This window comes from Streptomyces sp. NPDC026672 (assembly GCF_040638185.1).
Classification (GTDB): Bacteria; Actinomycetota; Actinomycetes; order Streptomycetales; family Streptomycetaceae; genus Streptomyces.
The window spans coordinates 16,623-31,000 of record NZ_JBEZXS010000006.1; the positions used below are offsets into that span (position 1 = coordinate 16,623).

Annotated in this window: 13 protein-coding genes; 12 read left to right on the top strand and 1 reads right to left on the bottom strand. The window is 70.0% G+C overall.

Annotated features, from left to right (window positions below; genetic code table 11):
- The first annotated feature begins 55 nt into the window (after positions 1 to 55).
- Positions 56 to 1,894, top strand: a complete 1,839-nt coding sequence (locus tag AB0F77_RS08455; RefSeq protein ID WP_361943554.1) for an FAD-dependent oxidoreductase — start codon at positions 56 to 58, stop codon at positions 1,892 to 1,894.
- Between the two features lie 117 nt (positions 1,895 to 2,011).
- Here the strand turns inward: AB0F77_RS08455 and AB0F77_RS08460 are convergent, their stop codons facing one another.
- The gene (locus AB0F77_RS08460) at positions 2,012 to 2,827 is read right to left on the bottom strand and encodes a C40 family peptidase (RefSeq protein ID WP_361943557.1); all 816 of its coding nucleotides are present in this window, start codon (positions 2,825 to 2,827) and stop codon (positions 2,012 to 2,014) included.
- A gap of 742 nt (positions 2,828 to 3,569) precedes the next feature.
- Here AB0F77_RS08460 and AB0F77_RS08465 point away from each other — a divergent pair.
- From AB0F77_RS08465 to nuoK, 11 genes are read left to right on the top strand one after another with little or no spacing between them, the layout of a single operon-like run.
- A complete protein-coding gene (locus AB0F77_RS08465; protein ID WP_007383963.1) occupies positions 3,570 to 3,929 on the top strand; it encodes an NADH-quinone oxidoreductase subunit A in 360 nt (119 codons plus the stop codon).
- Between the two features lie 13 nt (positions 3,930 to 3,942).
- Positions 3,943 to 4,497, top strand: coding sequence for an NADH-quinone oxidoreductase subunit B (locus AB0F77_RS08470; RefSeq protein WP_043442859.1), 555 nt, complete (start codon positions 3,943 to 3,945; stop codon positions 4,495 to 4,497).
- Positions 4,494 to 5,243 (top strand): NADH-quinone oxidoreductase subunit C, encoded by a 750-nt coding sequence (locus tag AB0F77_RS08475; protein ID WP_361943562.1) that lies wholly within the window; start codon positions 4,494 to 4,496, stop codon positions 5,241 to 5,243. The genes AB0F77_RS08470 and AB0F77_RS08475 overlap by 4 nt, the downstream gene beginning before the upstream one ends.
- Positions 5,240 to 6,571 (top strand): NADH-quinone oxidoreductase subunit D, encoded by a 1,332-nt coding sequence (locus AB0F77_RS08480; RefSeq protein WP_361943564.1) that lies wholly within the window; start codon positions 5,240 to 5,242, stop codon positions 6,569 to 6,571. The genes AB0F77_RS08475 and AB0F77_RS08480 overlap by 4 nt, the downstream gene beginning before the upstream one ends.
- Positions 6,568 to 7,425: an NADH-quinone oxidoreductase subunit NuoE gene (gene nuoE / locus AB0F77_RS08485; protein ID WP_361943567.1), complete on the top strand. Its 858-nt coding sequence runs from the start codon at positions 6,568 to 6,570 to the stop codon at positions 7,423 to 7,425. Before AB0F77_RS08480 ends, nuoE begins: the two co-directional genes overlap by 4 nt.
- A complete protein-coding gene (gene nuoF, locus AB0F77_RS08490) occupies positions 7,422 to 8,771 on the top strand; it encodes an NADH-quinone oxidoreductase subunit NuoF (RefSeq protein WP_361943570.1) in 1,350 nt (449 codons plus the stop codon). Before nuoE ends, nuoF begins: the two co-directional genes overlap by 4 nt.
- Entirely contained in the window at positions 8,768 to 11,272 is a 2,505-nt protein-coding gene (locus AB0F77_RS08495) for an NADH-quinone oxidoreductase subunit G (RefSeq protein ID WP_361943573.1), read from the top strand. The genes nuoF and AB0F77_RS08495 overlap by 4 nt, the downstream gene beginning before the upstream one ends.
- Positions 11,269 to 12,633, top strand: coding sequence for an NADH-quinone oxidoreductase subunit NuoH (nuoH, locus tag AB0F77_RS08500; protein WP_361943576.1), 1,365 nt, complete (start codon positions 11,269 to 11,271; stop codon positions 12,631 to 12,633). Before AB0F77_RS08495 ends, nuoH begins: the two co-directional genes overlap by 4 nt.
- The gene (gene nuoI, locus AB0F77_RS08505) at positions 12,626 to 13,237 is read left to right on the top strand and encodes an NADH-quinone oxidoreductase subunit NuoI (protein WP_361943579.1); all 612 of its coding nucleotides are present in this window, start codon (positions 12,626 to 12,628) and stop codon (positions 13,235 to 13,237) included. The genes nuoH and nuoI overlap by 8 nt, the downstream gene beginning before the upstream one ends.
- Positions 13,234 to 14,076: an NADH-quinone oxidoreductase subunit J gene (locus AB0F77_RS08510; protein ID WP_361943582.1), complete on the top strand. Its 843-nt coding sequence runs from the start codon at positions 13,234 to 13,236 to the stop codon at positions 14,074 to 14,076. Before nuoI ends, AB0F77_RS08510 begins: the two co-directional genes overlap by 4 nt.
- On the top strand, positions 14,073 to 14,372 hold the full coding sequence (gene nuoK / locus AB0F77_RS08515; protein WP_046726439.1) for an NADH-quinone oxidoreductase subunit NuoK: 300 nt from the start codon (positions 14,073 to 14,075) through the stop codon (positions 14,370 to 14,372). The genes AB0F77_RS08510 and nuoK overlap by 4 nt, the downstream gene beginning before the upstream one ends.
- Positions 14,373 to 14,378: the final 6 nt, after the last annotated feature.

Sequence of the window (14,378 nt, forward strand, 5' to 3'; positions counted from 1 at the left end):
GTGAGGGGCCGGTGGGGTTCCGGGGCGCGGAGGCCCTCCCTACCCTCCGGTTCTCATGACAACAGAACACGCGCGGCAGCCCCAGGGGCACCTCGGACACTCGCGCAGACGCTTTCTGACGGCCGCCACGGCCGCCACCGGGGCCGTCGCCACCACCACCGCCTTAGGCACCGCCGCCGGCAGCGCGGCCGCCGCCCAGGCCGCCCCGGCGGCCAAGCGCGTCGCCGTCCTCGGCGGCGGCGTCTCCGGTCTCAGCGCCGCGCAGGAACTCGCCGAACGCGGCTACGCCGTCACCGTCTACGAGTACTACGACGTCCTCGGCGGCAAGGCCCGCTCCATGGACGTACCCGGCACCGCAGGCCCCGGCCGCAGACCGCTCCCCGGCGAACACGGCTTCCGCTTCTTCCCCGGCTTCTACCGCAACCTCCCCGACACCCTGCGCCGCATCCCCTTCCCCGGCAATCCGCACGGCGTCCACGACAACCTGCGCAACGCCACCGAGGTCCTGTTCGCAAGGGACGCCGGCCGCCCCGACCTCCACTTCCCGCTGCGCCGGGTCACCACCCCGCCCGCGCCCGGCGACATCACCCCGTCCTGGATCCGCGACCAGCTGCTGTCCGTCCTCGACCTCGGCACCCGCCTCCCCGCCCACGAGGCCGCCTACTTCGCGGGCCGCCTCCTGGTCCACCTCACCAGCTGCGACGCCCGCCGCGAGGACGAGTGGGAGAGGACGCCCTGGTGGGACTTCATCCGCGCCGGTGAGATGAGCCGCGAGTACCAGGTGCTCCTCGGCATCGGCCAGACCCGCAACCTCGTCGCCACCCGCGCCGAGACCGCCTCCACCCGCACGGTCGGCCGCGTCATCATCGAGGCCCTGATGCTGTGGGGGCTGCTCGGCCGGGGCATGGACGGCGACGCCGACGTCGACCGCGTCCTGAACGCCCCCACCAGCGAGGCGTGGATCGACCCCTGGGAGACCCATCTGCGCACCCTGGGCGTCGAGTTCGTCCTGGGCACGGAGGTCCGCGAGGTGGAGTACGCGGACGGCCGCGTGACCGGCGTCCGTGTCACGGACCGCGACGGCGGCAGGGAACGTACGGTCACCGCCGACCACTACGTCTCCGCCCTGCCCGTCGAGCACGCGCGCCTCACCTGGGGCCCGGCCCTGCGCGCGGCCGACCCGCAGCTCGGCCGCTGCGACGCGCTGCGCACGGACTGGATGACCGGCGTGATGTTCTATCTGCACTCACCCACGCCCGTGGTGCACGGGCACATCAACTGCCTCGACTCGCCCTGGGCGGTCACCGGCATCGCACAGGCCCAGTTCTGGGACGTACGGGACTTCTCACGCGACTACGGCGACGGACGCGCGCACGACTGCCTGTCGGCGATCATCTCGGAATGGGACAAGCCCGGCATCCTGTACGGCAGGACGGCCCGCGAGTGCACCAAGGAGGAGATCGTCGCCGAGCTGTGGGCCCAGTTGAAGGACGGCCTGAACGACGCGGGGAAGACGGTGCTGCGGGACGAGGACCGCCTCGGCTGGTTCATGGACCCGGCGGTGACCGGTCTCGGCGGCCCGGACCCGCAGAACCGCGAACAGCTCCTCATCCACCCCACGGGCACGCTCTACAACCGCCCGTCGGCGGACACGGCGGTGCCCAACTTCTTCCTCGCGGGCGACTATGTCCGCACCGACGTGGACCTGGCCACGATGGAGGGTGCCAACGAGTCCGCGCGCAGGGCCGTCAACGCCCTTCTGGACGCCGACGGTTCGGACGCCGCGCGCTGCCGCGTCTGGGACCTGTTCCGGCCGCCGGAGCTGGAACCGCTCAAGCGCATCGACGCGCTACGCCACCGGCTGGGCCTGCCCAACACCTTCGACCTGGGCTAGAAGAACACCTTCGACCTGGGCTAGAAGCGTCTCCAGGACCGGACCCGGAAGGGTTCCGGGTACGCCGGAAGGGCCGCTGCCCCCGAGCGGCTGCGGCCCTCTCCCGTGCGGGACGCCTCAGAGCACCCGCACCGCGCCGGACGGCGGGTCGTACGACAGCGGCTTCTCCACGACGCCCGAGGACGGGTTCTGCGCGCCGACGAACATGCCGTCGCCCACGTACACCGCCACGTGGTACGCGCTGCCCGCACCGCCCCAGTAGAGGATGTCGCCGGGCTGGAGGTTGCTCAGCGACACCTGGGTGCCCGCGGTCGACTGGTCCTGGGACACCCGCGGCAGGTTCACGCCGATCTGCTTGAAGGCGGTCTGGACGAGACCGGAGCAGTCGTAGGCGGAGGGGCCGGTGGCGCCGGAGACATACGCCTTGCCGACCTGGGCCTTCACGAAGGACACGATCGCGGCGGCCGAACCGGTGGCCGTGGACGTGCTCGTGGAGGCGGTCGAGGTCGACGTGGTCGCGGAGGCGGACAGGACGGTCCGCTCGCTGGTGCGCGAGGCGCGCTCGGCGGCGGCCTTGCGGGCGTCCTCGGCGGCCTTCTTCTTGGCCTCGGCCTTCTTCTTCGCGTCGGCGAGGTCCGCCTTGGCCTGCTTCGCGGCCTTTGCGGCGGCGGCGTCGCGCTCCGCCTGGAGCTGGTAGTCCGCGGCGGTCTGCTGCGTGGCGTCCGCGGACTGGGCGACCTGGGTGGCCATGTCGGCCGTCAGGGTGGGCAGTTCAAGGGTCTGCGTCACCGGCTCGGCGGCGAACGCCGTCGCCGAGGCGCCGGCTGCGGCCAGGCTGAGAACGCCACCGGCGACACCGGCCCGCATCGCGATCGTCGACGCGTTGCGGTTCCGGGGCTTCCGGTGGCTGCGTATGTGAGCGGTGTGGGACATGGGAACAACCGGTATCAGGGGCTCCTTCATATCTACAAGCAACGTGTGGTGCGCCACAGTTGCTCAATGGAGGCTGTGAATACCTCGCGTGTTGTTCCTTATTGACGCCGTAACGGACAAATCGCGCACACGTGATCATGCCCGTGATCATGCCCTTTCGCTAATACGCCCGAATTGCCCCGCACCTACCATTCGTTGGGCTCGTTGGCCAAGCCCCGTTCTTCGGCCACTCCCGCGGGTGTGGCGGAGGTCACGGAACGATTACCGGGGGCGTCGCGTCCCGCGCGCGGCTCGGGGTCCGTCGACTTCGTGAACGCGCGCACGCGTCCACATCCCGTTCCGCGCCTCCCCCTGATGTGTGAATGCAGTCCTCTATCAAGCGGTCCGGTCCAGCACCAATTTGCATGCAAGGGAAGCCTCTTGATATGGAGACTCACCCTCCGGCCTGCGATGACGAGCGAAAATGTCACTTCTCGTGATGGCTCTGACGCTTCGAGTGCGAAGATCACCGCTCATCCGACTTCATGATCCTTCGTCAGGTGGTGGAGATCACAAAGCTTCGGCAATACGCCGTGTCGCAGATCACAGAGTGGCGGGCATAGGATGCCAGGCAGTTGGGCTTGTGACCTGCTTCACATGTTCTCGATCTTCGCCGGGACAGGCGGGGTTCGTGGGGCGCGTGGGGCGGAAGTGAGCCCGTGAACCGCCAGCAGTCAGTGCCGACTGAGAGGAGCGAGGAGCGGTGAACGCATATGCGCCCATCCTCGTACTGGGAGCCCTCGGGGCAGGCTTTGCGATCTTCTCCGTGGTCATGGCCACGCTGATCGGGCCGAAGCGCTACAACCGCGCCAAGCTCGAGGCCTATGAGTGCGGCATCGAGCCGACCCCCACGCCGGCCGGCGGCGGGCGTTTCCCGATCAAGTACTACCTGACGGCGATGCTCTTCATCGTCTTCGACATCGAGATCGTCTTCCTCTACCCCTGGGCCGTCACCTTCGACGCCCTGGGTGTTTTCGGGCTCGTGGAGATGCTGCTCTTCGTGCTCACCGTCTTCGTCGCGTACGCGTACGTATGGCGGCGCGGCGGTCTGGAATGGGACTGAGGGGCCTAAGGACATGGGACTCGAAGAAAAGCTGCCGAGCGGCTTCCTGCTGACCACCGTCGAGCAGGCCGCGGGCTGGGTGCGCAAGTCGTCCGTCTTTCCCGCGACGTTCGGCCTCGCGTGCTGCGCCATCGAGATGATGACCACCGGCGCGGGCCGCTACGACCTGGCGCGCTTCGGCATGGAGGTGTTCCGCGGTTCGCCCCGCCAGGCGGACCTGATGATCGTCGCGGGCCGGGTCAGCCAGAAGATGGCGCCGGTGCTGCGGCAGGTCTACGACCAGATGCCCAACCCGAAGTGGGTGATCTCCATGGGCGTCTGCGCCTCCTCGGGCGGCATGTTCAACAACTACGCGATCGTCCAGGGCGTGGACCACATCGTCCCGGTCGACATCTATCTCCCCGGCTGCCCGCCCCGGCCCGAGATGCTGATGGACGCCATCCTCAAGCTCCACCACAAGATCCAGACCTCCAAGCTCGGCGTCAACGCCGAGGAGGCGGCCCGCGAGGCGGAGGAGGCGGCGCTCAAGGCCCTGCCCACGATCGAGATGAAGGGGCTGCTGCGGTGAGCGACGCGAACGGCAACGGGACGAACGGCGTGAACCCCGAGAAGGACCTCTCCGCGTCCAACCTCCCCGGTCAGCGCGGCCAGGGCGGTGAGGAGATCCGCGTCCAGCGCGGCATGTTCGGCGCCAACAACGGCGGCGACACCTCCGGCTACGGCGGCCTGGTCCGCTCCGTCCGGCTCCCCGGCCCGGCCGCCCGCCCCTACGGCGGCTGGTTCGACGAGGTCGCCGACGAGCTGGAGGGCGCCCTGGAGGAACAGGGACTCGTCCCCGGCAACGCCATCGAGAAGACGGTCGTCGACCGCGGCGAAATCACCTTCCACGTCGAGCGCGAGCACCTGCCGCGCGTCGCCCGCACCCTGCGCGACGACCCGGCCCTGCGCTTCGAGCTGTGCACGGGCGTGAGTGGTGTCCACTACCCGCACGACAAGGGCCGCGAGCTGCACGCCGTCTACCACCTGCGCTCGATCACCCACAACCGGCTGATCCGCCTGGAGGTCAGCGCACCGGACGCCGACCCGCACGTCCCGTCCCTGGTCCCCGTGTATCCGACCAACGACTGGCACGAGCGCGAGACCTACGACTTCTTCGGGATCGTCTTCGACGGCCACCCCGCGCTGACGCGGATCATGATGCCGGACGACTGGCAGGGCCACCCGCAGCGCAAGGACTATCCCCTCGGCGGCATCCCCGTCGAGTACAAGGGCGCCCAGATCCCGGCTCCCGACCAGCGGAGGTCGTACTCGTGAGCACGCAGTCAACATCGGCAGCCTCGGCGCGCGAGACCACCGAGGGAACGGTCTACACGGTCACCGGCGGTGACTGGGACGAGGTCGTCCAGACCGCCGCCCGCGCCGACGACGAACGCATCGTCGTCAACATGGGACCCCAGCACCCGTCCACCCATGGAGTGCTCCGTCTTATTCTGGAGATCGAGGGCGAGACGGTCACCGAGGCCCGCTGCGGCATCGGCTACCTCCACACCGGGATCGAGAAGAACCTCGAATACCGCACGTGGACGCAGGGCACCACGTTCGTGACGCGCATGGACTACCTGACGTCCTTCTTCAACGAGACCGCGTACTGCCTCGCCGTCGAGAAGCTGCTCGGCATCGAGGACCAGCTCACCGAGCGGGCCAAGATCATCCGAGTGCTCCTGATGGAGCTGAACCGGATGTCCTCCCACCTGGTGTGCATCGCCACCGGCGGCATGGAACTCGGCGCCACCACCATCATGATCTACGGATTCCGTGATCGTGAAATGATTCTCGACATCTACGAGCTGGTCACGGGCCTGCGGATGAACCACGCGTACATCCGGCCCGGCGGACTCGCCCAGGATCTGCCGCCCGGCGCGGTGGACCAGATCCGCGAGTTCGTGAAGAAGATGAAGAAGAACCTCCCGGAGTACGACAAGCTCGCCACCGGCAACCCCATCTTCAAGGCCCGCATGCAGGACGTCGGCTACCTGGACCTGGCCGGCTGCATGGCCCTCGGTGCCACCGGCCCGATCCTGCGCTCCACCGGCCTGCCGCACGACCTGCGCAAGTCGCAGCCCTACTGCGACTACGAGACCTACGACTTCGAGGTCCCGACCACCGACTCCTGCGACTCCTACGGCCGCTTCCTGATCCGGCTGGAGGAGATGCGCCAGTCGCTCAGGATCGTCGAGCAGTGCCTGGACCGGCTCCAGCCCGGACCGGTCATGGTCGCCGACAAGAAGATCGCCTGGCCCGCCCAGCTCGCCCTGGGACCGGACGGACTGGGCAACTCCCTCGACCACATCAAGCAGATCATGGGCACCTCCATGGAGGCCCTGATCCACCACTTCAAGCTGGTCACCGAGGGTTTCCGCGTACCGCCGGGACAGGTGTACGCGGCCGTCGAGTCGCCCAAGGGCGAACTCGGGGTGCACGCCGTCTCCGACGGAGGCACCCGCCCCTTCCGGGTCCACTTCCGGGACCCGTCGTTCACCAATCTGCAGGCCATGGCGGCGATGTGCGAGGGCGGCCAGGTCGCCGACGTCATCGTCGCCGTCGCGTCCATCGACCCCGTGATGGGAGGCGTCGACCGGTGACCACCAGTTCTTCGGAGCGCGGCGTCAGCCTGGGCATGCCCGAACTGCCCGCGCCCGCGTATCCGGACGACATCCGCGCCCGGCTGGAGGCGGACGCGCGCGAGGTGATCGCGCGCTACCCCGACTCCAGGTCCGCCCTGCTGCCGCTGCTGCACCTCGTGCAGGCGGAGGAGGGCCACGTCACCCGCACCGGGATGCGGTTCTGCGCGGACGTGCTCGGCCTGACCACGGCCGAGGTCACGGCGGTCGCCACCTTCTACACCATGTACCGGCGCCGGCCGGGCGGTGACTACCAGGTGGGCGTCTGCACCAACACCCTGTGCGCGGTCATGGGCGGCGACGCGATCTTCGAACAGCTCCAGGAGCACCTGGGCGTCGGCAACGGCGAGACCACCGACGACGGCAAGGTCACCCTGGAGCACATCGAGTGCAACGCGGCCTGCGACTACGCGCCGGTCGTGATGGTCAACTGGGAGTTCTTCGACAACCAGACCCCCGGCAGCGCCACGCGCCTCGTCGACGACCTCCGCGAGGGACGCCCCGTCGAGCCCACGCGCGGGGCCCGGCTGTGCACCTTCAAGGAGACCTCCCGGATCCTCGCGGGCTTCCCCGACGAGCGGCCCGGGGCCGTCGAGGAGAGCGGCGGCGCGGGACCCGCCTCGCTGGTGGGCCTCCGCCTGGCCAAGGGCGAGACCGCACCCGCGCGTGTGGTCCACCCGCGCGACGAACCGCGGGACGGCGCCGTGCACCGGCCGTCCCCGGCCGAGCACCTCAGCTCGCACGACGCGCCGCAGGAGACCTCGGCCTCCGATCCGGCCCACCCGGCGGGCCCCGCAGCCGAGGAGGGGGAGTGATGACCGTGGCACCCGACCTCAAGGACACCAGTCCCGAGAAGCTGCTCGCACCCGTGCTGTCGGCCTTCTGGGACGAGGACAGGTCCTGGACGCTCGACGTCTACCACCGGCACGACGGGTACGAGGGCCTGCGCAAGGCGCTCGCCATGTCGCCGGACGACCTCATCGCGTACGTCAAGGACTCCGGTCTGCGCGGACGCGGCGGCGCCGGGTTCCCGACCGGAATGAAATGGCAGTTCATTCCCCAGGGCGATGGAAAACCGCACTATCTCGTTGTCAACGCCGACGAGTCGGAGCCCGGGACCTGCAAGGACATCCCGCTCCTCTTCGCGAACCCGCACAGCCTCATCGAGGGCATCGTCATCGCCTGCTACGCCATCCGGTCGTCGCACGCCTTCATCTATCTCCGGGGCGAGGTCGTCCCCGTCCTGCGGCGGTTGCACGAGGCCGTGCGCGAGGCCTACGCGGCGGGCTACCTCGGCAAGGACGTCCTCGGCAGCGGAATCGACCTGGACCTCACCGTGCACGCCGGCGCCGGCGCGTACATCTGCGGTGAGGAGACCGCGCTGCTCGACTCGCTCGAAGGCCGCCGTGGCCAACCGCGGCTGCGTCCTCCCTTCCCTGCCGTCGAAGGGCTCTACGCCTGCCCGACTGTGGTGAACAACGTCGAATCGATCGCATCCGTTCCCGCCATCCTGAAGAACGGCAAGGACTGGTTCAGGTCGATGGGCAGCGAGAAGTCGCCCGGCTTCACGCTGTACTCGCTCAGCGGCCACGTCGCGAGCCCCGGCCAGTACGAGGCGCCGCTCGGGATCACCCTGCGCCAGCTGCTCGACATGAGCGGCGGCATGCGGCCCGGACACCGGCTGAAGTTCTGGACCCCTGGCGGCTCCTCGACACCGATGTTCACCGACGAGCACCTCGACGTCCCCCTCGACTACGAAGGGGTGGGCGCCGCGGGCTCCATGCTCGGCACCAAGGCGCTCCAGTGCTTCGACGAGACGACCTGCGTCGTGCGCGCCGTCACCCGCTGGACCGAGTTCTACGCCCACGAGTCCTGCGGCAAGTGCACCCCCTGCCGCGAGGGCACCTACTGGCTCGTCCAGCTCATGCGCGACATCGAGGCCGGCAAGGGCGCCATGTCCGACCTCGACAAGCTCGCCGACATCGCCGACAACATCAACGGCAAGTCCTTCTGCGCCCTCGGCGACGGCGCGGCCTCACCGATCTTCTCCTCGCTCAAGTACTTCCGCGAGGAGTACGAGCAGCACATCACGGGCCGGGGCTGCCCCTTCGACCCGGCCAAGTCCACAGCCTGGGCGGACCGCCCGGAGGTGACCGCATGACCGTGACCAGCAGCGCTCCCTCAGGCGGGGGAGAGGCGGCGGTCCCGCCGGAGGACCTCGTCTCGCTGACGATCGACGGCGCCGACATCAGCGTGCCCAAGGGCACCCTGGTGATCCGCGCCGCCGAGCAGCTCGGCATCGAGGTCCCGCGCTTCTGCGACCATCCGCTGCTCGACCCCGTCGGCGCCTGCCGCCAGTGCATCGTCGAGGTCGAGGGCCAGCGCAAGCCCATGGCGTCCTGCACGATCACGTGCACGGACGGAATGGTCGTGAAGACGCAGCTCACCTCGGAGGTCGCCGAGAAGGCCCAGCACGGTGTGATGGAGCTGCTGCTCATCAACCACCCGCTGGACTGCCCGGTCTGCGACAAGGGCGGCGAGTGCCCGCTCCAGAACCAGGCCATGTCGCACGGCAACGCCGAGTCCCGCTTCGAGGGCCGCAAGCGGACCTACGAGAAGCCCGTCCCGATCTCCACGCAGGTGCTGCTCGACCGCGAGCGCTGCGTGCTGTGCGCCCGCTGCACCCGGTTCTCCAACCAGATCGCGGGCGACCCGATGATCGAGCTGGTCGAGCGGGGCGCGCTCCAGCAGGTCGGCACCGGCGAGGGCGACCCCTTCGAGTCGTACTTCTCCGGCAACACCATCCAGATCTGCCCGGTCGGAGCGCTCACCTCGGCCGCGTACCGCTTCCGCTCCCGCCCCTTCGACCTGGTCTCCTCGCCGTCGGTGTGCGAGCACTGCGCCGGCGGCTGCGCGACGCGCACGGACCACCGGCGCGGCAAGGTCATGCGGCGGCTCGCCGCCAACGACCCCGCGGTCAACGAGGAGTGGATCTGCGACAAGGGCCGCTTCGGCTTCCGGTACGCGCAGCTCAAGGACCGCCTCGACACCCCGCTGGTGCGGGGCGCCGACGGCGTCCTGGAGCCCGCGTCCTGGCCCGAGGCGCTGGACGCGGCCGCCCGGGGCCTCGCCGCGGCGCGCTCCCGCGCCGCCGTCCTCACCGGCGGTCGCCTCACCGTCGAGGACGCCTACGCGTACAGCAAGTTCGCCCGCGTGGCGCTCGACACCAACGACATCGACTTCCGCGCGCGCGTGCACAGCGCCGAGGAGGCCGACTTCCTGGCCGCCCGCGTCGCAGGCCGCGGGTACGACCTCGACGGCACGGGTGTCACGTACACCTCGCTGGCGCAGGCGCCCGCGGTGCTGCTGGTCGGCTTCGAGTCGGAGGAGGAGGCCCCCGGCGTCTTCCTGCGGCTGCGCAGGGCCTGGCGCAAGCGCAAGCAGCGGGTGTTCTCGCTGGCCACGCACGCCACCCGGGGCCTGGAGAAGGCGGGCGGCACACTGCTGCCGGCCGCTCCCGGCACCGAGACCGAGTGGCTGGACGCGCTCGCCGGCGGGGTCGGCCTGGACGAGGCGGGCGCGGTGGCCGCCGAGGCGCTGCGCGCCGAGGGCGCGGTGATCGTGGTCGGCGAGCGGCTGGCCGGCGTGGCCGGCGGCCTCACCGCCGCCGTACGGGCCGCGTCCGCCACCGGGGCACGACTGGTGTGGATCCCGCGCCGGGCCGGGGAGCGCGGCGCCGTCGAGGCCGGCGCGCTGCCGTCGCTGCTGCCGGGCGGGCGCCCCGCGACCGACCCCCGCGCGCGTCAGGAGGTCGCCGCGGCCTGGGGCCTGGCCGAACTCCCCGCCGGCGACGGCCGGGACACCGGCCGGATCGTCGAGGCCGCCGCCACCGGCGAACTGTCCGCCCTGGTGGTCGCCGGCGTCGAGGTCGCCGACCTGCCCGACCCGGCCCGCGCGCGTGAGGCGCTCTCCGCGGTCGGCTTCCTGGTGTCGCTGGAGCAGCGGCCCGGTGAGGTCACCGAGCGTGCCGACGTCGTCCTGCCGGTCGCCGCGGTCGCCGAGAAGGCGGGCACCTTCCTCAACTGGGAGGGCCGCGCCCGTTCCTTCGAGGCCGCGCTCAAGCCCGAGCAGATGACCCGGCGCCTCGCGCCGACCGATCTGCGGGTGCTCCAGATGCTCGCCGACGCCATGGACGTGCACCTGGGCCTGCCCGACCTGCGCACCGCGCGCGCGGAGCTGGACCGGCTCGGCGCCTGGGACGGCGCCCCGGCCGACGGCCCGCGCGAGTCCTCGGTGGCGCTGCCCCGCCCGGCCACGGGCGAGGCGGTGCTCGCCGGGCACCGGCTGCTGCTCGACCAGGGCCTGCTCCAGGAGGGCGACGACGCGCTCGCCGGCACCCGGCACGCGGCCCGGGCGCGGCTGTCGGCCGCCACGGCCGCCGAGGCCGGCGTCAAGGACGGCGACGTGCTCGCCGTCAGCGGGCCCGTCGGGTCCGTCGAACTCCCGCTCCAGGTCACCGAGATGCCCGACCGGGTGGTGTGGCTCCCGCTCAACTCCGCGGGCGGCGGGGTCGCCTCCGACACCGGGGCGCTGCCCGGCTCGCTCGTCCGCATCGGCCCGGCGCCGCTCGCCGGTGAGGCTCCCGAGGAGGTGGAGGCATGAGCCCGTACACCGCCGCCGAAGACCTCTCGATGTTCGGCACGGACCCGTGGTGGCTCGTTGTCGTCAAGGCGGTCTTCTGCTTCGCCTTCCTGATGGTCACCGTGCTGTTCTCCATCGTGTGGGAGCGCAAGGTCGTCGCCTGGATGCAGCTGCGCATCGGCCCCAACCGGCACGGCCCCTGGGGCATGCTCCAGTCGCTCGCCGACGGCATGAAGCTGATGCTGAAGGAGGACGTCGTCGTCAAGCGCGCGGACAAGGTCGTCTACGTCCTCGCGCCGATCGTCGCGGCCATCCCCGCCTTCATGGCGATCGCGGTGATCCCCTTCGGCCCCTCGGGCAACGAGGTCTCGATCTTCGGCCACCGCACCGCGATGCAGCTCACCGACCTGCCGATCGCGATGCTCTACATCCTCGCGGTCGCCTCGGTCGGCATCTACGGCATCGTCCTCGCGGGCTGGAGCTCCGGATCCACGTATCCGCTCCTCGGCGGCCTGCGGTCCTGCGCGCAGATGATCTCCTACGAGATCGCCATGGGCGCCGCGTTCGCCTCCGTGTTCCTCTACTCGGGGTCGATGTCGACGTCCACGATCGTCGAGCAGCAGCACGACCGCTGGTACATCCTGCTGCTGCCGGTCTCCTTCCTCCTGTACATCGTCACGATGGTCGGCGAGACCAACCGCGCCCCCTTCGACATGCCGGAGTCCGAGGGCGACCTCGTCGGCGGCTTCAACACCGAGTACTCGTCGATCAAGTTCGCGATGTTCATGCTCGCCGAGTACGTGAACATGGTGACGGTGTCGGCCGTGTCGACCACGCTGTTCCTCGGCGGCTGGCGGGCCCCCTGGCCCATCAGCACCTTCTGGGAGGGCGCCAACCACGGTTGGTGGCCGATGCTCTGGTTCGTCATCAAGGTCCAACTGCTGCTGTTCTTCTTCATCTGGCTGCGCGGCACGCTCCCGCGCGTGCGCTACGACCAGCTGATGAAGCTCGGCTGGAAGGTGCTCATCCCGGTCTCCGTGGCCTGGCTGATGCTCGTCGCGACCGTGCGGACCCTCAGGAACGAGAACTACGACTTCGCCGACATCGCGCTGTACGTCGGCGGAGGCGTCCTGGCCCTGCTGCTCCTGTCCTTCGTGGTCGACATCTTCCGCGACCGCTCGAAGAAGGCCGAGCAGCCCGCGGCCGAGGCGATCGGGTTCGACCCGATGGCGGGCGGGTTCCCCGTCCCGCCGCTGCCCGGCCAGGAGCTTCCGCCCGTGCCCAGGCGCCGGCCCCGCCGTGAGCGGGAGCTGATTGTCAGTGGCGGGACGGACACTGTCAGTGACGGACCCACGGATGGAAAGGAGGCGTCCGATGGCTGAGGAGCCCAAGGAGACCGAGCAGGTGAAGCCCGGCTTCATGAACCCCGTCGCCGGCTTCGGCGTGACCTTCAAGGCCATGTTCAAGAAGCGGCTGACCGAGCAGTACCCGGAACAGAAGAAGACCACGGCCCCGCGGTTCCACGGACGGCACCAGCTCAACCGCCATCCGGACGGCCTGGAGAAGTGCGTCGGCTGTGAACTGTGCGCCTGGGCCTGCCCCGCCGACGCCATCTACGTGGAAGGCGCCGACAACACCGACGAGGAGCGCTACTCGCCGGGCGAGCGGTACGGCCGCGTCTACCAGATCAACTACGCCCGCTGCATCCTGTGCGGGCTGTGCATCGAGGCGTGCCCCACGCGCGCGCTGACGATGACCAACGAGTTCGAGCTGGCCGACTCCAGCCGCGCCAACCTCATCTACACCAAGGAGCAGCTGCTCGCCGGTCTGGAGGAGGGCATGGTCGACACCCCGCACGCGATCTTCCCGGGGACCGACGAGCAGGACTACTACCGGGGCCTGGTCACGGAGGCCGCGCCCGGGACCGTGCGCCAGGTCGCCGTCTCCAAGGGAGAGCGGCCCGAGGACCAGGAGGTGGACGCATGAGCCAGCAGCTCGCCGCCTACACCACCTCCACCGGTGAGGCGTTCCAGTTCTGGGTCCTGGGCAGCGTCGCCGTGATCGGCGCCCTGAGTACCGTCTTCATGAAGAAGGCCGTGCACAGCGCGCTCAGCCTCGCCGGGACCATGATCATCCTGGCGGTGTTCTACCTCGCCAACGGCGCCTACTTCCTGGGCATCGTGCAGATCGTCGTCTACACCGGCGCGATCATGATGCTGTTCCTGTTCGTGGTGATGCTCGTCGGCGTGACCGCGGCGGACTCCCTGAAGGAGACGATCAAGGGCCAGCGCTGGCTGGCCCTGCTGTGCGGGGTCGGCTTCGGCGTCCTGCTGATCGCCGGCATCGGCAACGCCTCCCTCACGGAGTTCGACGGCACCGGCCAGGCGAACGCCAACGGCAACGTGGAGGGCCTCGCCGCCCTCATCTTCACGAAGTACGTCTTCGCGTTCGAGATCACCGGCGCCCTGCTCATCACGGCCGCCGTCGGCGCCATGGTGCTCACCCACCGCGAGCGCACCGAGCGCGCCAAGACCCAGCGCGAGCTGGCCGAGGAGCGCGTGCGCGAGGGCAAGCACCTCCCGCCGCTGCCCGCCCCCGGTGTCTACGCCCGGCACAACGCCGTGGACATCGCGGGTCTGCTCCCCGACGGCACCCCCTCGGAGCTGACGGTCAACAAGACGCTGCGCGGGCGCGGCCAGATCCGCGACGTCTCCACGGAGGCGCTCAACGACCTGCGGGCCCTGGAGCAGCGCGCCGAGGAGCGGCTGGAGCGCACGGCGATCGAGCCGGCGAACTTCAAGCGGGCCGAGGAGGCGTCGAAGTGAACCCGGTCTACTACCTCTACCTCGCCGCCCTGTTGTTCACGATCGGCGCGACCGGCGTGCTCATCAGGCGCAACGCGATCGTCGTGTTCATGTGCATCGAGCTGATGCTCAACGCCTGCAACCTCGCGTTCGTCGTCTTCTCCCGGATGCACGGCAACCTCGACGGCCAGATCATCGCCTTCTTCACGATGGTCGTCGCCGCAGCGGAGGTCGTGGTCGGTCTCGCGATCATCGTGTCGCTGTTCCGCACCCGCCACTCGGCCTCGGTCGACGACGCCAGCCTGATGAAGCTGTAAGGGGTC

Excerpts from the sequence above, each read along its gene's own strand:
- AB0F77_RS08455 (WP_361943554.1), top strand. The coding sequence starts at position 56 with ATGACAACAGAACACGCGCGGCAGCCCCAGGGGCACCTCGGACACTCG.
- nuoH (WP_361943576.1), top strand. The coding sequence starts at position 11,269 with ATGAGCCCGTACACCGCCGCCGAAGACCTCTCGATGTTCGGCACGGAC.
- AB0F77_RS08510 (WP_361943582.1), top strand. The coding sequence starts at position 13,234 with ATGAGCCAGCAGCTCGCCGCCTACACCACCTCCACCGGTGAGGCGTTC.
- AB0F77_RS08460 (WP_361943557.1), bottom strand. The coding sequence starts at position 2,827 with ATGTCCCACACCGCTCACATACGCAGCCACCGGAAGCCCCGGAACCGC.
- AB0F77_RS08495 (WP_361943573.1), top strand. The coding sequence starts at position 8,768 with ATGACCGTGACCAGCAGCGCTCCCTCAGGCGGGGGAGAGGCGGCGGTC.
- nuoI (WP_361943579.1), top strand. The coding sequence starts at position 12,626 with ATGGCTGAGGAGCCCAAGGAGACCGAGCAGGTGAAGCCCGGCTTCATG.
- AB0F77_RS08470 (WP_043442859.1), top strand. The coding sequence starts at position 3,943 with ATGGGACTCGAAGAAAAGCTGCCGAGCGGCTTCCTGCTGACCACCGTC.